This is a genomic window from Mucilaginibacter sp. Bleaf8, assembly GCF_018390515.1.
Taxonomy (GTDB): domain Bacteria; phylum Bacteroidota; class Bacteroidia; order Sphingobacteriales; family Sphingobacteriaceae; genus Mucilaginibacter.
On sequence record NZ_JAHBBK010000001.1, the window covers coordinates 530,699 to 548,289 of the forward strand.

16 protein-coding genes, 1 tRNA gene and 1 riboswitch are annotated in these 17,591 nt (G+C 43.4%); of the genes, 7 read left to right on the top strand and 10 right to left on the bottom strand.

The window, feature by feature from the left end:
* Positions 1 to 9 precede the first annotated feature (9 nt).
* Both KHS38_RS02225 and KHS38_RS02230 read left to right on the top strand, forming a co-directional pair.
* Positions 10 to 537 carry a 2'-5' RNA ligase family protein gene (locus tag KHS38_RS02225; RefSeq protein ID WP_213486627.1) on the top strand — a complete coding sequence of 176 codons (528 nt, stop codon included), beginning with the start codon at positions 10 to 12 and terminating at the stop codon, positions 535 to 537.
* Between the two features lie 157 nt (positions 538 to 694).
* Positions 695 to 1,702, top strand: coding sequence for an SDR family oxidoreductase (locus KHS38_RS02230; protein WP_213486629.1), 1,008 nt, complete (start codon positions 695 to 697; stop codon positions 1,700 to 1,702).
* Between the two features lie 63 nt (positions 1,703 to 1,765).
* Here KHS38_RS02230 and KHS38_RS02235 read toward each other — a convergent pair.
* The 9 genes from KHS38_RS02235 to KHS38_RS02275 form a co-directional block, all read right to left on the bottom strand.
* A tRNA-Cys gene (locus tag KHS38_RS02235) sits at positions 1,766 to 1,840 on the bottom strand.
* A gap of 13 nt (positions 1,841 to 1,853) precedes the next feature.
* Positions 1,854 to 2,435 carry a peroxiredoxin family protein gene (locus KHS38_RS02240; protein WP_213486630.1) on the bottom strand — a complete coding sequence of 194 codons (582 nt, stop codon included), beginning with the start codon at positions 2,433 to 2,435 and terminating at the stop codon, positions 1,854 to 1,856.
* Between the two features lie 18 nt (positions 2,436 to 2,453).
* On the bottom strand, positions 2,454 to 3,590 hold the full coding sequence (locus tag KHS38_RS02245; protein WP_213486634.1) for a cysteine desulfurase family protein: 1,137 nt from the start codon (positions 3,588 to 3,590) through the stop codon (positions 2,454 to 2,456).
* Positions 3,591 to 3,681: 91 nt separating this feature from the next.
* Positions 3,682 to 3,801: riboswitch (SAM riboswitch) on the bottom strand.
* Between the two features lie 80 nt (positions 3,802 to 3,881).
* The gene (locus KHS38_RS02250) at positions 3,882 to 4,376 is read right to left on the bottom strand and encodes a hypothetical protein (protein ID WP_213486636.1); all 495 of its coding nucleotides are present in this window, start codon (positions 4,374 to 4,376) and stop codon (positions 3,882 to 3,884) included.
* Positions 4,366 to 5,730 (bottom strand): exosortase N, encoded by a 1,365-nt coding sequence (gene xrtN / locus KHS38_RS02255; protein WP_213486638.1) that lies wholly within the window; start codon positions 5,728 to 5,730, stop codon positions 4,366 to 4,368. Before xrtN ends, KHS38_RS02250 begins: the two co-directional genes overlap by 11 nt.
* Positions 5,720 to 8,236, bottom strand: coding sequence for an XrtN-dependent VIT domain-containing protein (locus KHS38_RS02260; RefSeq protein ID WP_213486644.1), 2,517 nt, complete (start codon positions 8,234 to 8,236; stop codon positions 5,720 to 5,722). The genes xrtN and KHS38_RS02260 overlap by 11 nt, the downstream gene beginning before the upstream one ends.
* A 43-nt stretch (positions 8,237 to 8,279) precedes the next feature.
* Positions 8,280 to 8,582, bottom strand: coding sequence for a winged helix-turn-helix domain-containing protein (locus KHS38_RS02265; protein ID WP_213486646.1), 303 nt, complete (start codon positions 8,580 to 8,582; stop codon positions 8,280 to 8,282).
* Positions 8,566 to 9,186, bottom strand: coding sequence for a hypothetical protein (locus KHS38_RS02270; RefSeq protein ID WP_213486647.1), 621 nt, complete (start codon positions 9,184 to 9,186; stop codon positions 8,566 to 8,568). Before KHS38_RS02270 ends, KHS38_RS02265 begins: the two co-directional genes overlap by 17 nt.
* Positions 9,187 to 9,253: 67 nt before the next feature.
* Positions 9,254 to 9,973 (bottom strand): DUF92 domain-containing protein, encoded by a 720-nt coding sequence (locus KHS38_RS02275; protein ID WP_213486649.1) that lies wholly within the window; start codon positions 9,971 to 9,973, stop codon positions 9,254 to 9,256.
* A 78-nt stretch (positions 9,974 to 10,051) separates the two neighbouring features.
* Between KHS38_RS02275 and KHS38_RS02280 the strand changes: the two genes are divergently transcribed.
* Both KHS38_RS02280 and KHS38_RS02285 read left to right on the top strand, forming a co-directional pair.
* Entirely contained in the window at positions 10,052 to 10,744 is a 693-nt protein-coding gene (locus KHS38_RS02280) for a class I SAM-dependent methyltransferase (protein ID WP_213486651.1), read from the top strand.
* Between the two features lie 113 nt (positions 10,745 to 10,857).
* A complete protein-coding gene (locus KHS38_RS02285; RefSeq protein WP_213486652.1) occupies positions 10,858 to 13,293 on the top strand; it encodes a S9 family peptidase in 2,436 nt (811 codons plus the stop codon).
* A 61-nt stretch (positions 13,294 to 13,354) separates the two neighbouring features.
* Here the strand turns inward: KHS38_RS02285 and KHS38_RS02290 are convergent, their stop codons facing one another.
* A complete protein-coding gene (locus KHS38_RS02290; RefSeq protein WP_249665253.1) occupies positions 13,355 to 14,323 on the bottom strand; it encodes an SMP-30/gluconolactonase/LRE family protein in 969 nt (322 codons plus the stop codon).
* Positions 14,324 to 14,396: 73 nt separating this feature from the next.
* On the opposite strand from KHS38_RS02290, the gene KHS38_RS02295 reads away from it, so the two are divergent.
* The 3 genes from KHS38_RS02295 (at position 14,397) to KHS38_RS02305 (ending at position 17,576) form a co-directional block, all read left to right on the top strand.
* Positions 14,397 to 14,858, top strand: a complete 462-nt coding sequence (locus KHS38_RS02295) for a DUF4268 domain-containing protein (protein ID WP_213486654.1) — start codon at positions 14,397 to 14,399, stop codon at positions 14,856 to 14,858.
* A gap of 131 nt (positions 14,859 to 14,989) precedes the next feature.
* On the top strand, positions 14,990 to 15,955 hold the full coding sequence (locus KHS38_RS02300) for a glycosyltransferase family 2 protein (RefSeq protein WP_213486655.1): 966 nt from the start codon (positions 14,990 to 14,992) through the stop codon (positions 15,953 to 15,955).
* Positions 15,956 to 15,974: 19 nt separating this feature from the next.
* A complete protein-coding gene (locus KHS38_RS02305; RefSeq protein WP_213486657.1) occupies positions 15,975 to 17,576 on the top strand; it encodes an ArnT family glycosyltransferase in 1,602 nt (533 codons plus the stop codon).
* Positions 17,577 to 17,591 lie beyond the last annotated feature (15 nt).

Consider the following 17,591-nt stretch of genomic DNA (forward strand, 5'->3'; position numbering starts at 1 on the left):
CAGAAAAGAATGAAGTTTTTTGCAGGAATCATTCCGCCCCAAGACATCGCCGACAGCATTTTGGCCATACAACGCCCGTACGGTGACAACAGGCTCGAACCACACATAACATTAAGGCCTCCCGTAACACCGGCAGATACCAACAAATGGCTATCCGCAGTTACCAATATCGCTGCCAACTACCAGCCGTTTCAGATTCAGCTAAGTGGTACGGGCCGTTTTGGCAAAGGTGTGTTGTTTATCAGTATAGAGTCTGCTCCATTGCATGAGCTGCATACCGCACTTGTGCCGGCACTTGAATTATTTGAACCAACTTCAACAGCACATAAGTTTGAGCAGTATCATCCACATATGACCCTAGGAAGGGCTTGGTGCGGCTTCACGCCGGATGCCTTCCGGCAAATGCAAGCACTGGCTGATGATTATATGGCATCGGGCTCGATTACCTTTGAGGCAACGCACATACGTATTTATCAAAAGCCAGATGATCAGGGGCGCTTTCAGCCTTATCGGGATATACCATTAGGCCGGGTATGAGTTGATTGTTTAGAGTGTGACATCATCACACCTAAAAACAAAACTTATGTTGGCATACGTCAAATTAAAGTTAAATAAATTAACATGAAGTAAAATAGGCAAAACCAATTAGGTAAGCGCAGGTTTTAATAGTAGACATTAAAATACTATTTGAATCATGACTGATAAAGATAAAATGAACCGGCGAATGGTAATTGGCGGCTTAGGTGCAGGCTTAGCAGCTGCAACCGTGTCGCCTGTTTTTGCTGCCGGCGATACATTAAACCCCAATGATATGACAGCACCTGGATTGCAAGACCCAACAACAAAATATCCCAAACCACCTTTTAAAGGTCAGTCCCAACCGTGGCCGGGGCTGGCCAGCCAAATGGACCCAAAGCCCGATCATGGCGAAACCAGTTATAAAGGTTCGGGCCGATTAAAGGGGCGCAAGGCACTGATTACCGGCGGCGACTCAGGTATGGGCCGTGCAGCGGCCATTGCTTATGCACGTGAGGGTGCCGATGTGGCAATTAACTATTACCCTACCGAAGAACAAGATGCCCGCGAGGTGATTGCGTTGATAAAAGCGGAAGGTCGGAAAGCTGTTGCTATTCCGGGCGACTTGCGCGACGAAGCTTTTTGCAAGCATTTGGTTGAAGAAGCGGTGCGCGGTTTAGGTGGCTTGGACATTGTGGTGAGCAATGCTGCACGCCAGCAAGCCCGCCAGTCAATCCTGGATATTACCAGCGAAGATTTTGATGCCACTATGAAAACCAATATCTATGCCCCCTTCTGGATTATAAAGGCAACCCTACCACACCTGCAGCCAGGATCAGCAATTATTGGTACCACATCTGAGCAGGCTTACGATCCTTCACCTGATTTGTATGATTATGCCCAAACCAAGGCAGCAACCATGAACTACGTAAAATCGTTAGCTAAACAGCTTGGCTCTAAAGGAATACGTGTAAATGGTGTTGCACCGGGGCCAATATGGACACCATTGCAGGTAAGCGGTGGCGCTACCCAGGAAAAGCTGAAAAGCTTTGGTGGTCAAACACCGATGGGCCGTCCGGGGCAACCGGTGGAATTGGCTTCCATTTATGTGCAATTGGCGGCAAGTGATGCCAGCTATGCTACGGGCCAGGTTTATGGTGCCGCAGGTGGTGCCGGCCAGCCGTAAATTGAAGGATGAAATACTACTAACTAAAAAAGGTGTATCCAAAATGGGTACACCTTTTTTTATTGGAGGCGTGAGGACGGATTCGAACCGCCGTACAAGGTTTTGCAGACCCCTACCTAACCACTCGGCCACTCCGCCTTATTATAGATTGTTACAGCGATGCTGTACCTTTTTGATTAGCCAGCTGGTCAATCACCTTAAGCATTCCGGCAAACTCCTTTTTGTCGTACAAGCGAGTGAGGTAAGCTATATTTCCGTTTTGGTCAATCACCACATTACGTGTTACGCCACTTTTCTTATCGGCAAACCTGCCGAATATTTCCGCACTCGGATCAAGTGCTAACGGATAAGTAATCTCCATATCTTTATGGAACTTTTGTACCTTCGGTAGCGGCTCATCTCTATCTACTCCTATCAAAACTACATTCTTGCTTTGATAAGCTTTCCAAACATCATTTTCCAGATGCGGCATTTCCTTCCGGCAAACACTGCACCAGCTTGCTGTAAACTGTAAAACCACCACTTTGCCCCGCAGTTCCTTCAAGGATGTTTTTTCTCCGTTTTGCAGCACCAATTCAAAATCGTCAGGGGCCTTGTCGCCTACTTTTACCAAATAACCGCGATCATCAGCAGTTGTGTCTTTAGTTGTGTTGTTATTGACCTGTGCACGTAAAGTATGAGAGCTGATACCCAGTATAACAGTAAGTGATAGGACAGTTAAAAGCTTTTTCATGAACATATATTTAATGCATTAAGCGGCAACACTCTGATAAATTTGCTGCAATACTCCAATAACCAAATCAATCTCGGCTTTGGTATTAAACTTACTAAAAGAGAACCGGATGTGTTGTTTATCCTCATCGGCACCTAAGGCTTGCAGCACATGCGAGGCCGAACCGGTTGAACAAGCACTACCGCCTGAAACGGAAATTTGCTGTTCGTCCAAACATCGCAGCAAACCTGGCTCATTATGCAGTGCCGGGAAAGCTACGCTTAAAACCGTATATAAACTTTTTTCAGCATTGGCAGAATTAGCGTTGAAGCTTACCTCAGGCACCTCATCAAGCAAACGTTCAATTAAATAATTTTTGAGGTTTTGGATTTGCTGCTGATGCTCATCTAAATGGGCGTAGGCAAGTTGTAAAGCTTGGGTTAAACCTATGATGCCATGTATATTTTCAGTACCGGCACGCAGCCTACCCTCCTGTCCGCCTCCATGAATCAGGCGGCTAAGTTTCACACCTTTACGGCAAAAAAGAAAGCCAATGCCTTTGGGGCCATGAAATTTATGCGCCGATGCAGCTAAAAAGTGCACCTTCAACTTCTGCAAATCATGGCGGTAATGACCTATGGTTTGCACGGTATCTGTATGGAAAAGGGCATTATATTTTTCACAAAGCTCACCAATAACCTCAATATCATTCAAATTACCAACCTCGTTATTGGCATGCATTACCGAAACCAAACTGCGGCTGTGTGATTGAAGTAAAAGCTCGAGGTGTGCTAAATCAAGGTTGCCCTTTTCATCGTGCTCGATAAAGCTAAGCTTGATGTGTCCTTTCGCCTGCAAATCAATCAACGTATGTAATACGGCATGATGCTCAAAACGGGTGGTAATAACGTGCGAAACGCCTTCAGCATACACGGCAGAAAGTATAGCTGTATTATCGGCTTCAGTGCCTCCCGAAGTAAATATAATCTCTTGCGGGGATGCGTTCAATAAACCTGCTATTGTGGCCCTGCAATCTTCAATTGCCTGACGTGCCTGCCGGCCCTGCTCATGGTGCGATGAAGGATTACCGTAATGGTTCAGCAAATAAGGCGTCATAGCATCGAATACTTCTTTATCTAAGGGTGTGGTTGCTGCATTGTCAAGGTAAATTCTCATGGCTAAAATTTTTTAAATAAATGATTAAATGAATTTACTTATGCCAGAGAGACTGCCGGGCAAGCCAGCTTTACAAGTTGGTTAACTTGTTATCTTATCTTCCTCCTGTGTTTATGTACAAGAGCAGGAATTAGCACCTTTCACCAGCTTAAAGCTGGCATAGGTTGCTAAGACTTCGCAGGGCCTTTCCCTCAGTCTTTCTGGATAAGTATAAAAAGAACGTTCACTAAACAGCATCAAATATAAAACTATAATCTATAAAATCTATATATTTTGTAGATTATTTTTAATTTATTTAGCCGCCGTTAAAAGCTCCAGCTTTTTTGTATCACGATAACTTAAATACAAAGGAATCATGCATAGCGCACCAAACGAACAATCAACCAACCGCCAGTAAAAAGGGATATTACGGATGGGTCCGACGATGAAGGCTAAAGGAAAAATAAGTACACTGGCTATCATACCGAATTGTATCACCCAAATGTTCCGAACAGGATCTTTATACGGCCCAACATAAACTATAGCTATTACAATATGCGCAAATGCTAACCAATCGGTTCCATAACTAAGATACGGGTATAGCTCATTGGTGTTATGTATGGCTATATATATGGTATGAACCCAATTTGAAATAAAGCTATCACCTGCAGGGAGGTGTTTGAGCCAAAAGGCCAGTTCAGTTTCAATTGGAAAGGCCGTTACGCCACTAATAACTAAGCCAAAAATGATGATCGCGATATTGATTCTTATGCGCCTGTACAGGCGTTGTGTTTGATTAGTTTCCATAGAATTGTAAATTGAAAATATTTTTAACCAGCAGCTGTTTTACTGCTGTGCGTAATGTAGTTTGGTTGGCTGTATTAACGTTGATCAGGTAAAACAACTTGTCGTTTTTTAAAGCCTGCCAGCGCCAATGCAATTGGTCTACGCTTCTTGAAGTACCATCATCAAACCACCAGGCTGTGTAAATGCGGTCATGCCCTTTTTCAAGCACGCCGGTGTATATATCTACGCCGTCAACTTTTTCCTTCTTAACACTTTTGAACCGGTAGCCGCTACCTACCCAACAAACTGTCGGGTCGTGTTCGGGAGCATAAAAAGCTGTTGGTTTTAGATACACAAGTGCGCTTGCATTATGTAGCTTGAGGATGCCACCCGGCAAGACACTCTTTTGGTAGCCTGCAACTTGTATGCTTGTTTGTGCCGGACGATAAACCGTATCTACCGTTGTTCGGTGATAAGCTGCACATGTAAATGCAATAAGTAAGCAGAAATGCAATAGCGGATATAACAAACCGACAGACTTCTGCTGGCTAACAGCAGCAGCAATGCCATCGCTTCCAAAACGGCGAATCGCCAACTGGATGATATATAATATTGGCATTAAAACATATAGTGTTAAACAAAGCAGTCCTATGGCATCATGCATAACCGTATCTGGCATCGCTTTGAAAAGCACCAGCATAAGTATCCTTAAAAAGTTGGATACGATGTTTAGCGCTATGGTCATGATCGTAAGCAGTAAAAGATGGATGAACCCCAAGGCCTTGCCCAGCTTATGCTGATAAATAGCGATCACCAGAAAACAGATGAGCAACGATGTAACCAGCATATTTAAACCTGCGCAAGCCGGGTCGACTGCAAATTCATACCCGTCAACAGCTATTTGATTACCAACTGCCAGTGCCGTTTTGCCGCATGCTTTCAATACATTTGCCGCCTGCTCGCTTAACCATAAGCGTACAGGCAATTCAAATAAACGGGTAATATGCTTACACACCGGCGAAACAAGCAGAATCAGAAATAAAATTACCGGATTAACTTTACCCCAACTGCTTTCAACAAGTAACAGTACTGCAAGCAGCATGGCCGTAAACAACGCTGTTTTTACTGGCAACAATATAGCCAGTATCACAGCTACTATAGCCGGTATCAAATAACGTACGGACCGCTCTCCTCTGTACCTTAGCACTATTACCGGTATAATAGCGAGTGCCAGGTACACATTCCAATCCCATGCAAAATAACCAGGAACTAACCATACCGCAGAGCCTGCGTAAAACAGCCCGATTAATGCTGCAAGCCACGCCTGTGATAACGATTTTGCATGGGTATTACCCATTAATAAATCAGGCAGCATAATTACGTATTGCGGGTTTAAACATGCTATAAGCTATTACCAAGGCGGTTAATATAATCAGCATCCATTCTTTAGGTTCGGGCACAGCTCCGGATGATTTCATGGAGGCATTTTTCAGGCTGTTCTTATTCTCATCAATACCAAATCTTTCATAATCCTTTTGGCTCTCCAGCACAATCATGCTCGATACTGGACTAACGATATAACCTCTTTCTGCCTCGGCTATCAGCTCCGGGCGAATAAGATTCTTGTTGAAGTAATCAGCCCCGGCTTTTTTCATAATGTCATTGTAAGTAAACAATCGCATCAAGTGATCTGGCGCTGTATTTCCGGTCTTCTTATTTTTTGTTTGCTGTATCATTAAACCAGCATGCTCAATTACCACGGTAGAGTCATTCTCCTGCACACCAGCAAACTGTTGTGATTTTAGTCGGGTGGTTAAATCAGTGATCGTACCCTGCTCGTAGTTAAGTACCCGCAACTCTTTTAGCGCTTTCAGATATGGCGTGGTTTCTGTACCCAAATTAAAAATTCGGATTTGCTTAGGCTCTTTTAAATAATGAGTCAGACTTTTAGAGAATTCGCTGTCATTCAAATCTTGTAAACCTGGTGATGCACCATTGTTTTTGGTGATGAGCAAAGCATCTTCGGGATGTGCAATTTCAAATACGGGAAACAAACTAAAGTTCTGTGCAGTGGCTATCTCATAAACATCCTGTGCATTGTTATTATCAATACCAACGAGCGAACCTGAATAGGCATAAACTCTTTTACCTTTCAGTAAGTTAAGTAAAGTAAGATATTCCTGTTTAGACCATGAAGCATTCAAATCCAGGTAAACCGATTGCGGGTTGAATTGCGTTGCATGGGGCTGATAAGCTTTTAGCTGATAAGTGGTATCTGCAAAAGTAAAACCCGTAGTAGCCAGCTGTGGTGCAAAGCAGGATAGCTCCCAATAAGGCTTAAAATCGCGGTTAAGCTGGTACACACCAAGGTTCACCTGCTTTGCCCCCTCCGGCAGTTTAATGCCACCAGGCTTATTACCATCATAACTGATCTGCAGGGTTTCGACTGCATTCTTTGCAGTTGGCCCGTCGAAATAACTGTTTTCGTAAAACAAACTACCGTTTTGGTAGCGCAGCGGACTGGTAATGCCTATACGGAATAAGCGATTTTCTTGTGGTGTGCATGGAAATACCCTAACCGTAACAGTGTTTCCTTCCTGCCAGTGTACCACGGATGGATCGTGCACTTCTACGCCCACTACCGTTTTGTAGGCAGAATCAGCCTTAGCCTGTGTAGTTAACCGCGACTTTTCCTCATGCCCGTTAATCCATAATGATAAGGAACTAACCACTGATCCTTCCGGCATATGGAAGGTATAAATTGCTTCTTCCTGATTCCACGCTCCCTCAGCAATGTTATGTACCGTTAGGCTTTTCTCGGTATATGCCATGCGGTATTGTGGGTATAATTTCACATTGCTTACCACACTTGAAGTTTGCAGGTGATCGCCCGTCCAAAGGCGATCCTGTGCATGGTGGCGTGCGTCATACATGGATTTCAAAATATTTATGCGCGCTTTTCGATCCAGATTAGGTTCGCTGAAAAGCAAGCTGGCGATAACCACCAACGGGTCGTGCACCTTACGCTCATCGAAAGATTGTGATGGCAAACCGGCAAAGAAAAAGTCGCCCTGCGGATTGGCTTCTTGGTAAACCAGGCCGGCTTTCAGGATACGTTCATTAATAGCTGTTTTTTCAACCCCCTGGCTTACCGCCACCCAGGCAGGTAGCTTACCATCATTGAGGGTGGCTTGGTTCATTAATAAATCAATCTTTTGGTTGCTTTTATTCCACATAATCAGGAACACCATTAAGGCAATAAGCGGTGCCGTAAAACCGGCCCCGAATAGGCAAAGTACAGCCCGATCTTCCCTACCAACCCGAATCAGTAATATGATACTTAGAACTGCTAAAAAAGCTGGAATAAATGTGTGCAGCGATATACCTAAACCAATAATAGCAACTACACTTAGAGCATACAGCGGAACAAGGTAGATGGCATAATAAACAAACAGCAAGCAGGCAGCACCCAAAAAGAAGTACACCATATTCTGTAAATACTTCGGCATAGCTGCACTGAACGCCGCCAGCAAAAAAGTAACTGACGAGATAACAATCCAAACGCAAAGCCAGTCGGCCGAGTCGTTGAAAACATTCATTTGCCGGTTCAAAGCAAATGCACTTATAAACCACAACATCAATAAAATTGCAGTATGCGATAGTTTAGCCTTTGAAAGCCGCCATCCGGAATACCATACCGTATCTATAAATAAGGTAACTAAATAGGTTATGGAAAACAGGTAGTTCAAAAAGAATATACCTGTGCTTACTCTTGTGGCTGTGTTAAGCGATACACAAAAAACAATGGCAGACAGACTGGTAAGTACCAAACCCCACCTGGTGAGTTTGTCTTGAAATAAGGTTTTGACGAATGTGTTCATATTTTAAAAGTACTTTGTATTTCAAAGTTATTGGATAAAAAAATTATGGCTTTTGTTGTTTTATTAAATTTTCGAGTGCTTCGAGGTGTTTTTTAAACGCTGAGATGCCTTTATCAGATGCCAGATAACGGGTATTGGGCTTTCTGCCCAAAAAAGATTTGTTCACCGTAATATACTCCTCCTTTTCCAAAGCCTTTAAGTGCGATGCCAGGTTGCCATCGGTCACCTCAAGCAAATCTTTCAGAGAATTGAAGTCATAGCTTTCGTTCGCCACCAAAACGCTCATAATTTGCAGGCGTATGCGGTTTTCAAAAGCCTTATCAAAATTATTAAGCGATATTTTCACGGTCGTATTTAAAATGCATAATGGTACCGTACACAATGTGCAGTACACCAAAGCCCATAGCCCAAAACATTAATCCAAAGCCCGGCATTGCGGCGGCAATTAAGCCAAGTATAATATCACATATACCCAGCCATTTCACATCACCAAAAGTATGCTGGCTGGCGGCCACCAGCGCCAGGCCATAAAATATAAGACAGGTAGCAGCGATAACACCGTAATGCCCCTGCCAAATTAAAATCATGGCAAAAGCACCTCCGGTAAACAATGGCAAACTGCCGCTAACCAGCAGCGCCCTACTGGTAGGGTTCCAGATAGTTTGCCTTTTACGACGCGCCTTACGTACGGTTAACAACAGGCCCGTACCTACCGATAAAACAAGTACACCACAAGCTACAGCTAAAAGCTGCCAGGTAAGCCATTCATTATAGTCGCGTACATAGGGATCAAAATCGCCATACAGCAACTTATAACCAATAGCCGCCCCTATTAATGCATAAATGCCAGCCATAACGCCCGATAAACCACTGAGGGAAATGAACTTAGTTGACCGCTCCATCATATTTTTGATAGAGCTTATTTCGGCATAAACGTCTTTGTGTTCCATTTAAAGTACTTTGCAATTCAAAGTAAAGTAAAAGAACTCGTGCTACCAAATTAATTTCGAATTTTATTTACCAATCATTGCTCAGCAAATAGATCACAAAGGCTGCTGCGCCTGCTATCAATGTATTCAAAAAGTTTACGGTATCGTTTTTAATTACGTGATGCCTTTCTAAAGCAGCACCCAACACGGAATCGGCTAAGTTGCCGATAGTACCGCAAACAATCAGCCAGCCGAAATATGGCCAGCCAAATTTCAAACAATAAATAAACGCAATAATAGCACTGCCTGCAACGCCTATCAACGTACCTTCCAGGCTAACTACGCCGTCTAAACCACGCTGGTCTTTACGCAGGGTAAGTATATTATAAAAATTTTTACCATAAATGGTTCCTAACTCTGACGACAAGGTATCGGCCGTAGCCGAACAAAAGCTTGCCGCAATTACAACCTGCAAAGCAGGCTGATATGCAGGGTAAAGTAAGCAAATCGCTCCTGCTAACGCCCCCACCCCGGCATTGGCCAGTACCTGACTTGCTTTGCGTTGGCCATTGTTAACCTCCGCAGCATTCAATTGCACTTTCTTTGCAACATTCCAGGTGGTAGCTACGGTGCCTAATATAAAAAAGCCAGCCATCATCCATATCCCGGTAAAGCCAGCCCCGGTGTATACCAGCAATCCGACAACACCGCCGGTTATTGCAGCCATGAGGGTAAGCTTTTTTAACAAGACACTTAATACCATACCCGTTAGCAGTACACTTATAACAATATAATCGTTTAATGACATCCGCTTATTTTAATGCCAAAGATAGGTTTTGAACCGGATGCAAACCTTTACTCCCACGGCTTTTGTTAATTTTGCACTATGAAAGATATTTTGGGCGAAGCGGTACATAACTATCACTTTAATAATACGCCGGGCAAGCTGTGGATACACAATACTTACGGCCCCAAGGAGCCAATGCCGGTGGAAGCTTACTTTAGAGAAGAGGATGACATGCCCGACCTGGAATGGGTTGCCCTGAATGAATGCCGTGGGCAAGTGCTCGATGTAGGTGCAGGCGCAGGCAGCCATGCCTTAATATTGCAGGAACGCGGCTTTGAGGTAATGGCTTTAGATATCTCTGCAAATTCAGTTGAAGTGATGAAACTACGCGGTGTTAAGCAAGCGGTTCAAGCGGATATTTTCACCTACTCCGGCCATCAATTTGATACCATTTTATTGTTGATGAACGGCATCGGTCTGGCTGGCACGCTAAGCGGATTAACGCAACTGCTTCAGCACCTGAAAACATTACTGCAACCAGGCGGCCAGTTGCTGTTCGACTCGTCGGACGTCGCTTATCTATATGAGGGTAAGGTGCCTGCAGGCGAACCTTACTATGGCGAGATCAGCTATCAGTATGAATACAAGAATCAAAAAACGGAGTGGTTTAAGTGGTTATACATTGACGAAAAAAGGTTAACTGCGATAGTTGAAGCTGATGGTTGGGACATGGACGTTTTGTATGAAGATGAACATGGCCAGTATCTGACCAGATTGACGTTAAAGAAATAAAGCCGGGTGCTATTAACTGTGTAAAAAAGTTATGGATTTTAAATGTACTCCATGCTTTCGCTTAATTTATCTGTACTTTTCCATGCATAATATTTTAATTAAACCCTTTGTGCATGAAAAGAACTTTACTTTGTACACTGCTATTAGCAACCGGCGTGTATGTTAAGGCGCAGGATGCGGTAAGCTACCAAATGCCCCCCAAAGCTATAGCAGATTTGCTTTTGGCCAAGCCAACCCCAAGCATTACTATTGACGCTAAAGGTGAATGGATGCTGATAAGCGAACGCAATTCCCTACCCTCGGTTGAAGAACTGGCGCGCCCGGAATTGCGAATTGCGGGTATGCGCATCAACCCAAACAATTTTGCGCCCAGCCGCCAGGTTATATCTTTTAGTAGTTTAAGCCTAAAGAATGTTAAAACAGGAAAAACGTTTATTATAACTGGTTTGCCCGGCGTACTCAATGCCACCAACATTAGCTGGAGCCCCGACGAAAGCAAGGTGGTTTTCACCCAGACCAATGCTAAAAGTGTTGACCTGTACCAGATAAATGTGCTTACGCACAAAGCAACCAGGTTAAATAAACTACCACTCAACATGGTGCTCGGCGGCGACATTAGCTGGGTAGACAATTCGACCTTATTGTATAAGGTTATCACCAAAGCAGCCACAATGGCACCGGCAAAGCCGCTTACGCCAACCGGACCGGTAGTACAGCAAAACTTAGGTAAATCGGCACCAAGTGTTACTTATCAGGATATGATCAAAACGCCTTATGACGAAAAGCTTTTTGAATTTTATGCTACATCACAGCTGGTTATCAATAAAAGCGGCGTTGAAATGCCTGTAGGTAAACCTGCCATTTATGCTTCTGCACAGGTTTCGCCTGATAAAAAATATATTTTGGAACGCACCCTGCATAAGCCTTTCTCCTACCTGGTGCCAGCACAAGGTTTTCCATCTACCGTATTGATTGCAGACATTTCAGGAAAAGCGGTGAAGAACGTAGCGGAATTACCATCTACTGAAGTAAAACCCTCGGGTTATGACAACATTCAAAATGTGCCGCGTGGTTTTGACTGGCGCGACGACGAAGCGGCTACTGTTACCTATGCCATGCCTTTGGATAGCGGCCTGATCCGTAAAAAAGTAGCGTATCATGATGCGGTGTATGCTTTGAGCGCACCGTTCACCGGTGAGGCAAAAGAATTGTTCAAAACAGAACAGCGTTTCCGTAACATACAATGGGGTAATGCTGAAATTGCCTTGGTAAGCGAAGGCTTACGCTCAAAACAAAGCACCAGGGTGAGCCGGTTTAATTCCACCACAGGTAAACTGGAAACTTTGTGGGAGCGCAACCAAACAGATGTTTACGGTAACCTGGGCGAACCGGTAACTGAACGCAACAAGTTTGGCCGTAGCGTTATTATGCCTATCCGAAACGGCAGCAAAATACTGATGAACAACCAGGTGGGCTCTTCACCAAAAGGCGACCTGCCATTTTTGGCTACGTTTGATTTGAACAGCAAAAAAAGCGAGATCATCTGGCGTTCGCAGGAAGGTCAGTTTGAGTACGTTTATGATGTGCTTGACCCTGTAAAGTTAGTTTTGGTTACCCGCCGCGAAACGCAAACCCAGGTGCCCAACTACTTTATAAAAAATTTGGTACTTAGAATTGGCGACCAGCAAATTACCAGCTTTACCAACCCTTACCCACAAATGGAGGGCGTATCCAAAACCAAAATCCAGTACAAACGCTCGGACGGTGTAGATATGACCGGTGATCTATATTTGCCTAAAGGCTACAACAAAGAGAAAGACGGCCCGTTGCCTGTGCTAATCTGGGCCTACCCTGCCGAGTTCAATTCAGCTAATGACGCGGCACAGATACGCGGTTCTAAAGATCGCTTCATTACCATTAATCCAGGCGGTCCGGTATTTTTTGTTACGCAGGGCTATGCGGTATTAGATAATGCATCAATGCCGATTGTTGCCAAGGATGGCAAACAACCAAATGATACCTTTATAGCGCAACTGGAGATGAATGCTAAAGCAGCTATTGATAAACTTGCCGACTTAGGCGTGGGCGACCGCAACCGCGTTGCCGTTGGTGGCCATAGCTATGGCTCTTTCATGACAGCCAATCTGTTGGCACACACTAAGCTGTTTAAAGCCGGCCTTGCCGAAAGCGGTGCTTACAACCGTACGCTTACACCTTTTGGTTTCCAGAACGAAGAACGCACTTATTGGGAAGCACCCAAGCTGTATTATGAAATGAGTCCGTTCAGTTATGCCGACAAAATTAAAACGCCGTTGCTGCTGATTCATGGCGATGCCGATGATAATACCGGTACCTACCCTATCAATAGTGAGCGTTTGTTTGCAGCCATTAAGGGCTTAGGCGGTACAGTACGCTTTGTATACTTACCTTACGAGGCGCATGGCTATCGCGCCAAAGAAAACCTGCTGCACAAATTGTGGGAACAAAATCAATGGCTGGATAAATATGTAAAAAATGCCAAGCCACAAACGGCTGCACAAGCTGATTGATTTTAGCAAATTTCCTTAATCATGAAAAAGCCCTGATAAATTATACATCAGGGCTTTTTTGCTATTTCTGGGCGCCTTTCACTTTCATTTGAAACGTGTATATAGCTTTGGATGCGGTAATGAAGAGCATATCTTTATTTTTTCCACCAAAACACACGTTACCAGTCCACGGCTCGTTGATGGCAATTAAACCGATCTGTTGGCCTTTAGGGTTGTATATGTAAACACCACTTTTACCGGTCAGATATACGTTTCCCTCGCTATCTAAGGTCATACCGTCCGAGCCATTTTCGGTAAAAAGCTGCTGGTTGCCAAGCACGCCGTTTTTTACAATATCAAATTTATAGGTTTTGCCATCGCCTATATCAGCAACAAAGAGGTGCTTGCCATCCGGTGTACCAATGATGCCGTTAGGTTTCTTTAAATTATCGGTCACTACAAAGGCCTGGCTTTTTCCCGGTGCCAGGTAATACACTTTTTCTCCGGTAATATCAGGTCGGGCACCATTCCAGTAATCACGTACATATAAAGGATCGGTAAAATAAATCCCACCTTTGGCATCAACCCACAAATCATTAGGTCCGTTAAAATGACGGCCGCCAAAATCTTTCAAAATAACCTTCACCTTTTTATCGGGGCTGATTGACCACATCTGGTTATGCTCGTCGGCACAAGTAATCAAATTACCTTTCTTATCAAAAAACATCCCGTTTGATCGCCCGGCTTGCTCCAAAAATAAAGACAGCTTTCCATTGATGTCATACTTCCATATATGGTTATTGGGCTGATCGGTAAAATACACATTACCTTCTTTATCAGGAGCCGGCCCTTCGGTAAATTCGAATTGCTTACTGACTAATTGCGGTTGAGTGCCCTTTTCAAATAAGTTGGCGGTAGTATAAGTGCTGTCGGTAGTTGGATGTTCTGATGATGACATGGACGAAACATTAAGCGTGTTACCAGCTACAGATGAAACACTGTAGGCTGATATTAATAATGCTGCGCCAAGAATTTTGTTTATAGATAGCATGTTATTTAGTTTTGTGCAAAAGTGAAAATTATTTGCCTTAAACAAACAGATATATGTTCGCTTTTATGATAACATGTATTCAAAAGATCAGGCCTCACAAATAAAACAATCATTCTGGACTACCTTCGGGCAGTACATCGCTCCGCAATTATCGGCCGACGGTTTAAAAATCAACTGGGTTAATTACAAAACCGGCATTAAGCATTTGAGCTTTCGTATGCAAACTACCAATCGTGCTGCATCGATAGCAATTGAGATTAGCCACCCCGACGCTGGTATCCAGGAACTGTTTTTTGAACAATTCAAAGAACTGAAGTTTGTGCTGCACGATACCCTGCAAGAAGAATGGGAATGGGAACTGCACACTACCGATGAGTACGGCAAAACCGTTAGCCGCATTTTTAAAGATTTGCCGCAAGCGAGTATATTTAACCGCGATGACTGGCCGAAACTGATCTCGTTCTTCAAACCACGCATAATTGCGCTGGATGAATTTTGGAGCACAGCCAAGTATAGCTTTGATGCACTTAAATGATGCATGGAGCGCTCCTTTACTCCCTTCAGTACTTTAATTTCATGTCAGAGCGCGGCTCGACTAAAAACTGTCATTTAGTATAATGGCTAAAATAGCTATCTTTGCCGGCTCATAGCTAAATATACAGATATATGCCCGAATTATCAGTTGTCATAACTGTACTCAACGAACGTGAAAACATTAAGCCTTTGATTGAAGAAATAAGGAAGGCATTATCGCTTATTGACTATGAAGTTGTTTTTGTAGATGACGGCTCGGACGATGGCACTCAGCAAGAAATTGTTAGCCATGCCGATGATCGGATTAAACTGGTTGAGCTTCGTAAAAACTATGGGCAAAGTACAGCCATGACGGCTGGTATTGACCATACCACCGGCGAATACGTGGCACTGCTTGATGGTGACCTGCAAAACGACCCGAATGACATCCCCTTTATGCTGAAAAAGCTAAAAGATGAGGATTGGGACGTAGTTGCCGGTAACCGTAAAAACCGCCAGGATGGTATGGTGCTACGTAAAATTCCAAGTAAGATCGCTAATGCACTTATCCGCCGCATGACGGGTGTATACATTAAAGACTACGGTTGTACCCTCAAAATTTTCAGACGCGAGATAGCCGAAAACTTAGGTTTATATGGTGAGTTACACCGCTTTATTCCTGTTTTGGCTAAACTTCAAGGTGCACGCATTACACAGGTAGATGTAACGCACCATGCGCGCAAATTCGGTAAATCAAAATACGGTATCAACCGTACCTTCAAGGTAATCAGCGATCTGATCTTGATGGTATTTTTCCGTAAGTACATCCAAAAGCCGATGCACTTATTTGGTAGCGTAGGTTTTGTTGCCTTCTTTTTAGGTGTGCTTATCAATATGTACCTGCTCATACTTAAGCTTCTCGGTCATGATATTGGCGGTAAGCCTTTATTAATTTTGGGATTGATATTCTTATTGGGCGGCGTGCAGTTAATTACATTAGGTATTTTGGCCGAAGTAAATGTGCGTACTTACTTTGAATCTCAGAATAAAAAAACTTACCAGGTACGTAAAGTGTATTCAGGTAAACTGGTTATGAAGCCGGCAAACATTACAGCATAACTAATGTTTTGAGAGCTGCATGGGCACCTATCTTTCTAAACTGTTTATTGCAGCAGACCGCAGACTGGTTTTCCTGTTTTTCCTGTGCACTGTTACCTTCTTTCTAAACTTAGGTAAAGCGCCTATCTATATATTGGATGAGGCCAAAAATGCACAATGCGCCCGCGAAATGCTGGAGCGACGCGACTGGATTGTGCCCACTTTTAATCAGGCACTACGGTTTGATAAGCCTCCGCTGCATTACTTTTTTATGTCGGCGGCTTATGGCGCTTTGGGCGTAAACGCATTCGCTGCCCGCTTCTTCTCTGCTATCTGTGGAATTTTTGTGGTTTTGCTTACCTATCGTTTTGCAGCTAAGCACATCAATAAGCAAGTAGGCTTTTTAAGCGGGTTAATTTTACTCGCCTCGTGGCAAACGGGTTTAGAAATGCGCATGGCTGTTCCCGACCCTTACCTTATTTTGCTCCTGATGCTGGCGTTATACAAGTTTTATGACTTTTATAATTCATCCTATACGAAAACGAGTCGGCTTATAACCTTCTATATCGTTTTAGGATTTGCCGCGTTGGCCAAAGGTCCCGTGGCACTGCTGTTAACCCTGCTTATTGTAATTATATTTCTTGCTATACAAAGGCAAATTAATTTCCAGGTACTTAAAAAATGCAAACCGATATATGGGTTGCTAATCATTTCGGCAATTAGCCTGCCTTGGTTTTATTTGGTACATGAGCACACCAACGGTATCTGGACGCGGGAATTTTTATACACCCAAAACATCGGCAGGTACGTACATCCTAAAGAAGGGCACGGCGGCTTTTTTTTAAAGACTGTTTTGTTTATGATAGTAGGCCTACTGCCTGCAACAATATTCTTATTTGAAGCTATCAAACCTTTATGGCGCAAGGCTAAAACAAGCCCATTGTTTCGTTTCTCATTTGTTGTAATTCTTGTAATAACTGTATTTTTCACACTGTCACGAACTAAGTTACCTAATTACGCTATGCCCTGTTATCCTTTTTTAAGTATACTGTTGGCTTATTACTTATGGCAGCTTTGTGAATCGAACAAACTCATTCGCATACAAGCCATTATCATATTCATTATAAGCATTGCTGTACCCACAGCTTTGTATTTGCTTACACAAAAAGACGTTACCTTAAAGCAATTACCGGGCATATGGAAACCTTTCCTGTTACTGCCTGCCGGCATTCTGATTGCGTTAGTATATCAGTTTAGTACTAAAAGCTACAGAACCAAAGCTTCTATCTACATTACTTTTATCTGCTTTATTATAACAGGCTGGCAATTGCACGCTTATGCTTATCCGAAAGTATATGCGCAAAACCCGGTTAAAAAGATTTTGCAATTGCAACCGGTAACCGAACCACTGGTATCATACCGTATGTATAACGCGGCATTTAACTTTGCCCTGAAGCAACCAGTGAAAAGAATAGAACAGACAGACAGCTTAATGGCTTATATAAAAACGCACCCTAAAGCGGTGATTATTACAAGAGAAAAATATATTCATGAACTTGACAGCCTGCCATTCAAAGTGGAGCATGAATTTAAAGATATATTCGAATCGCATACCAACTATGTGATTTCGCTTATAAAGTAAAAAAGCTCAATCTTT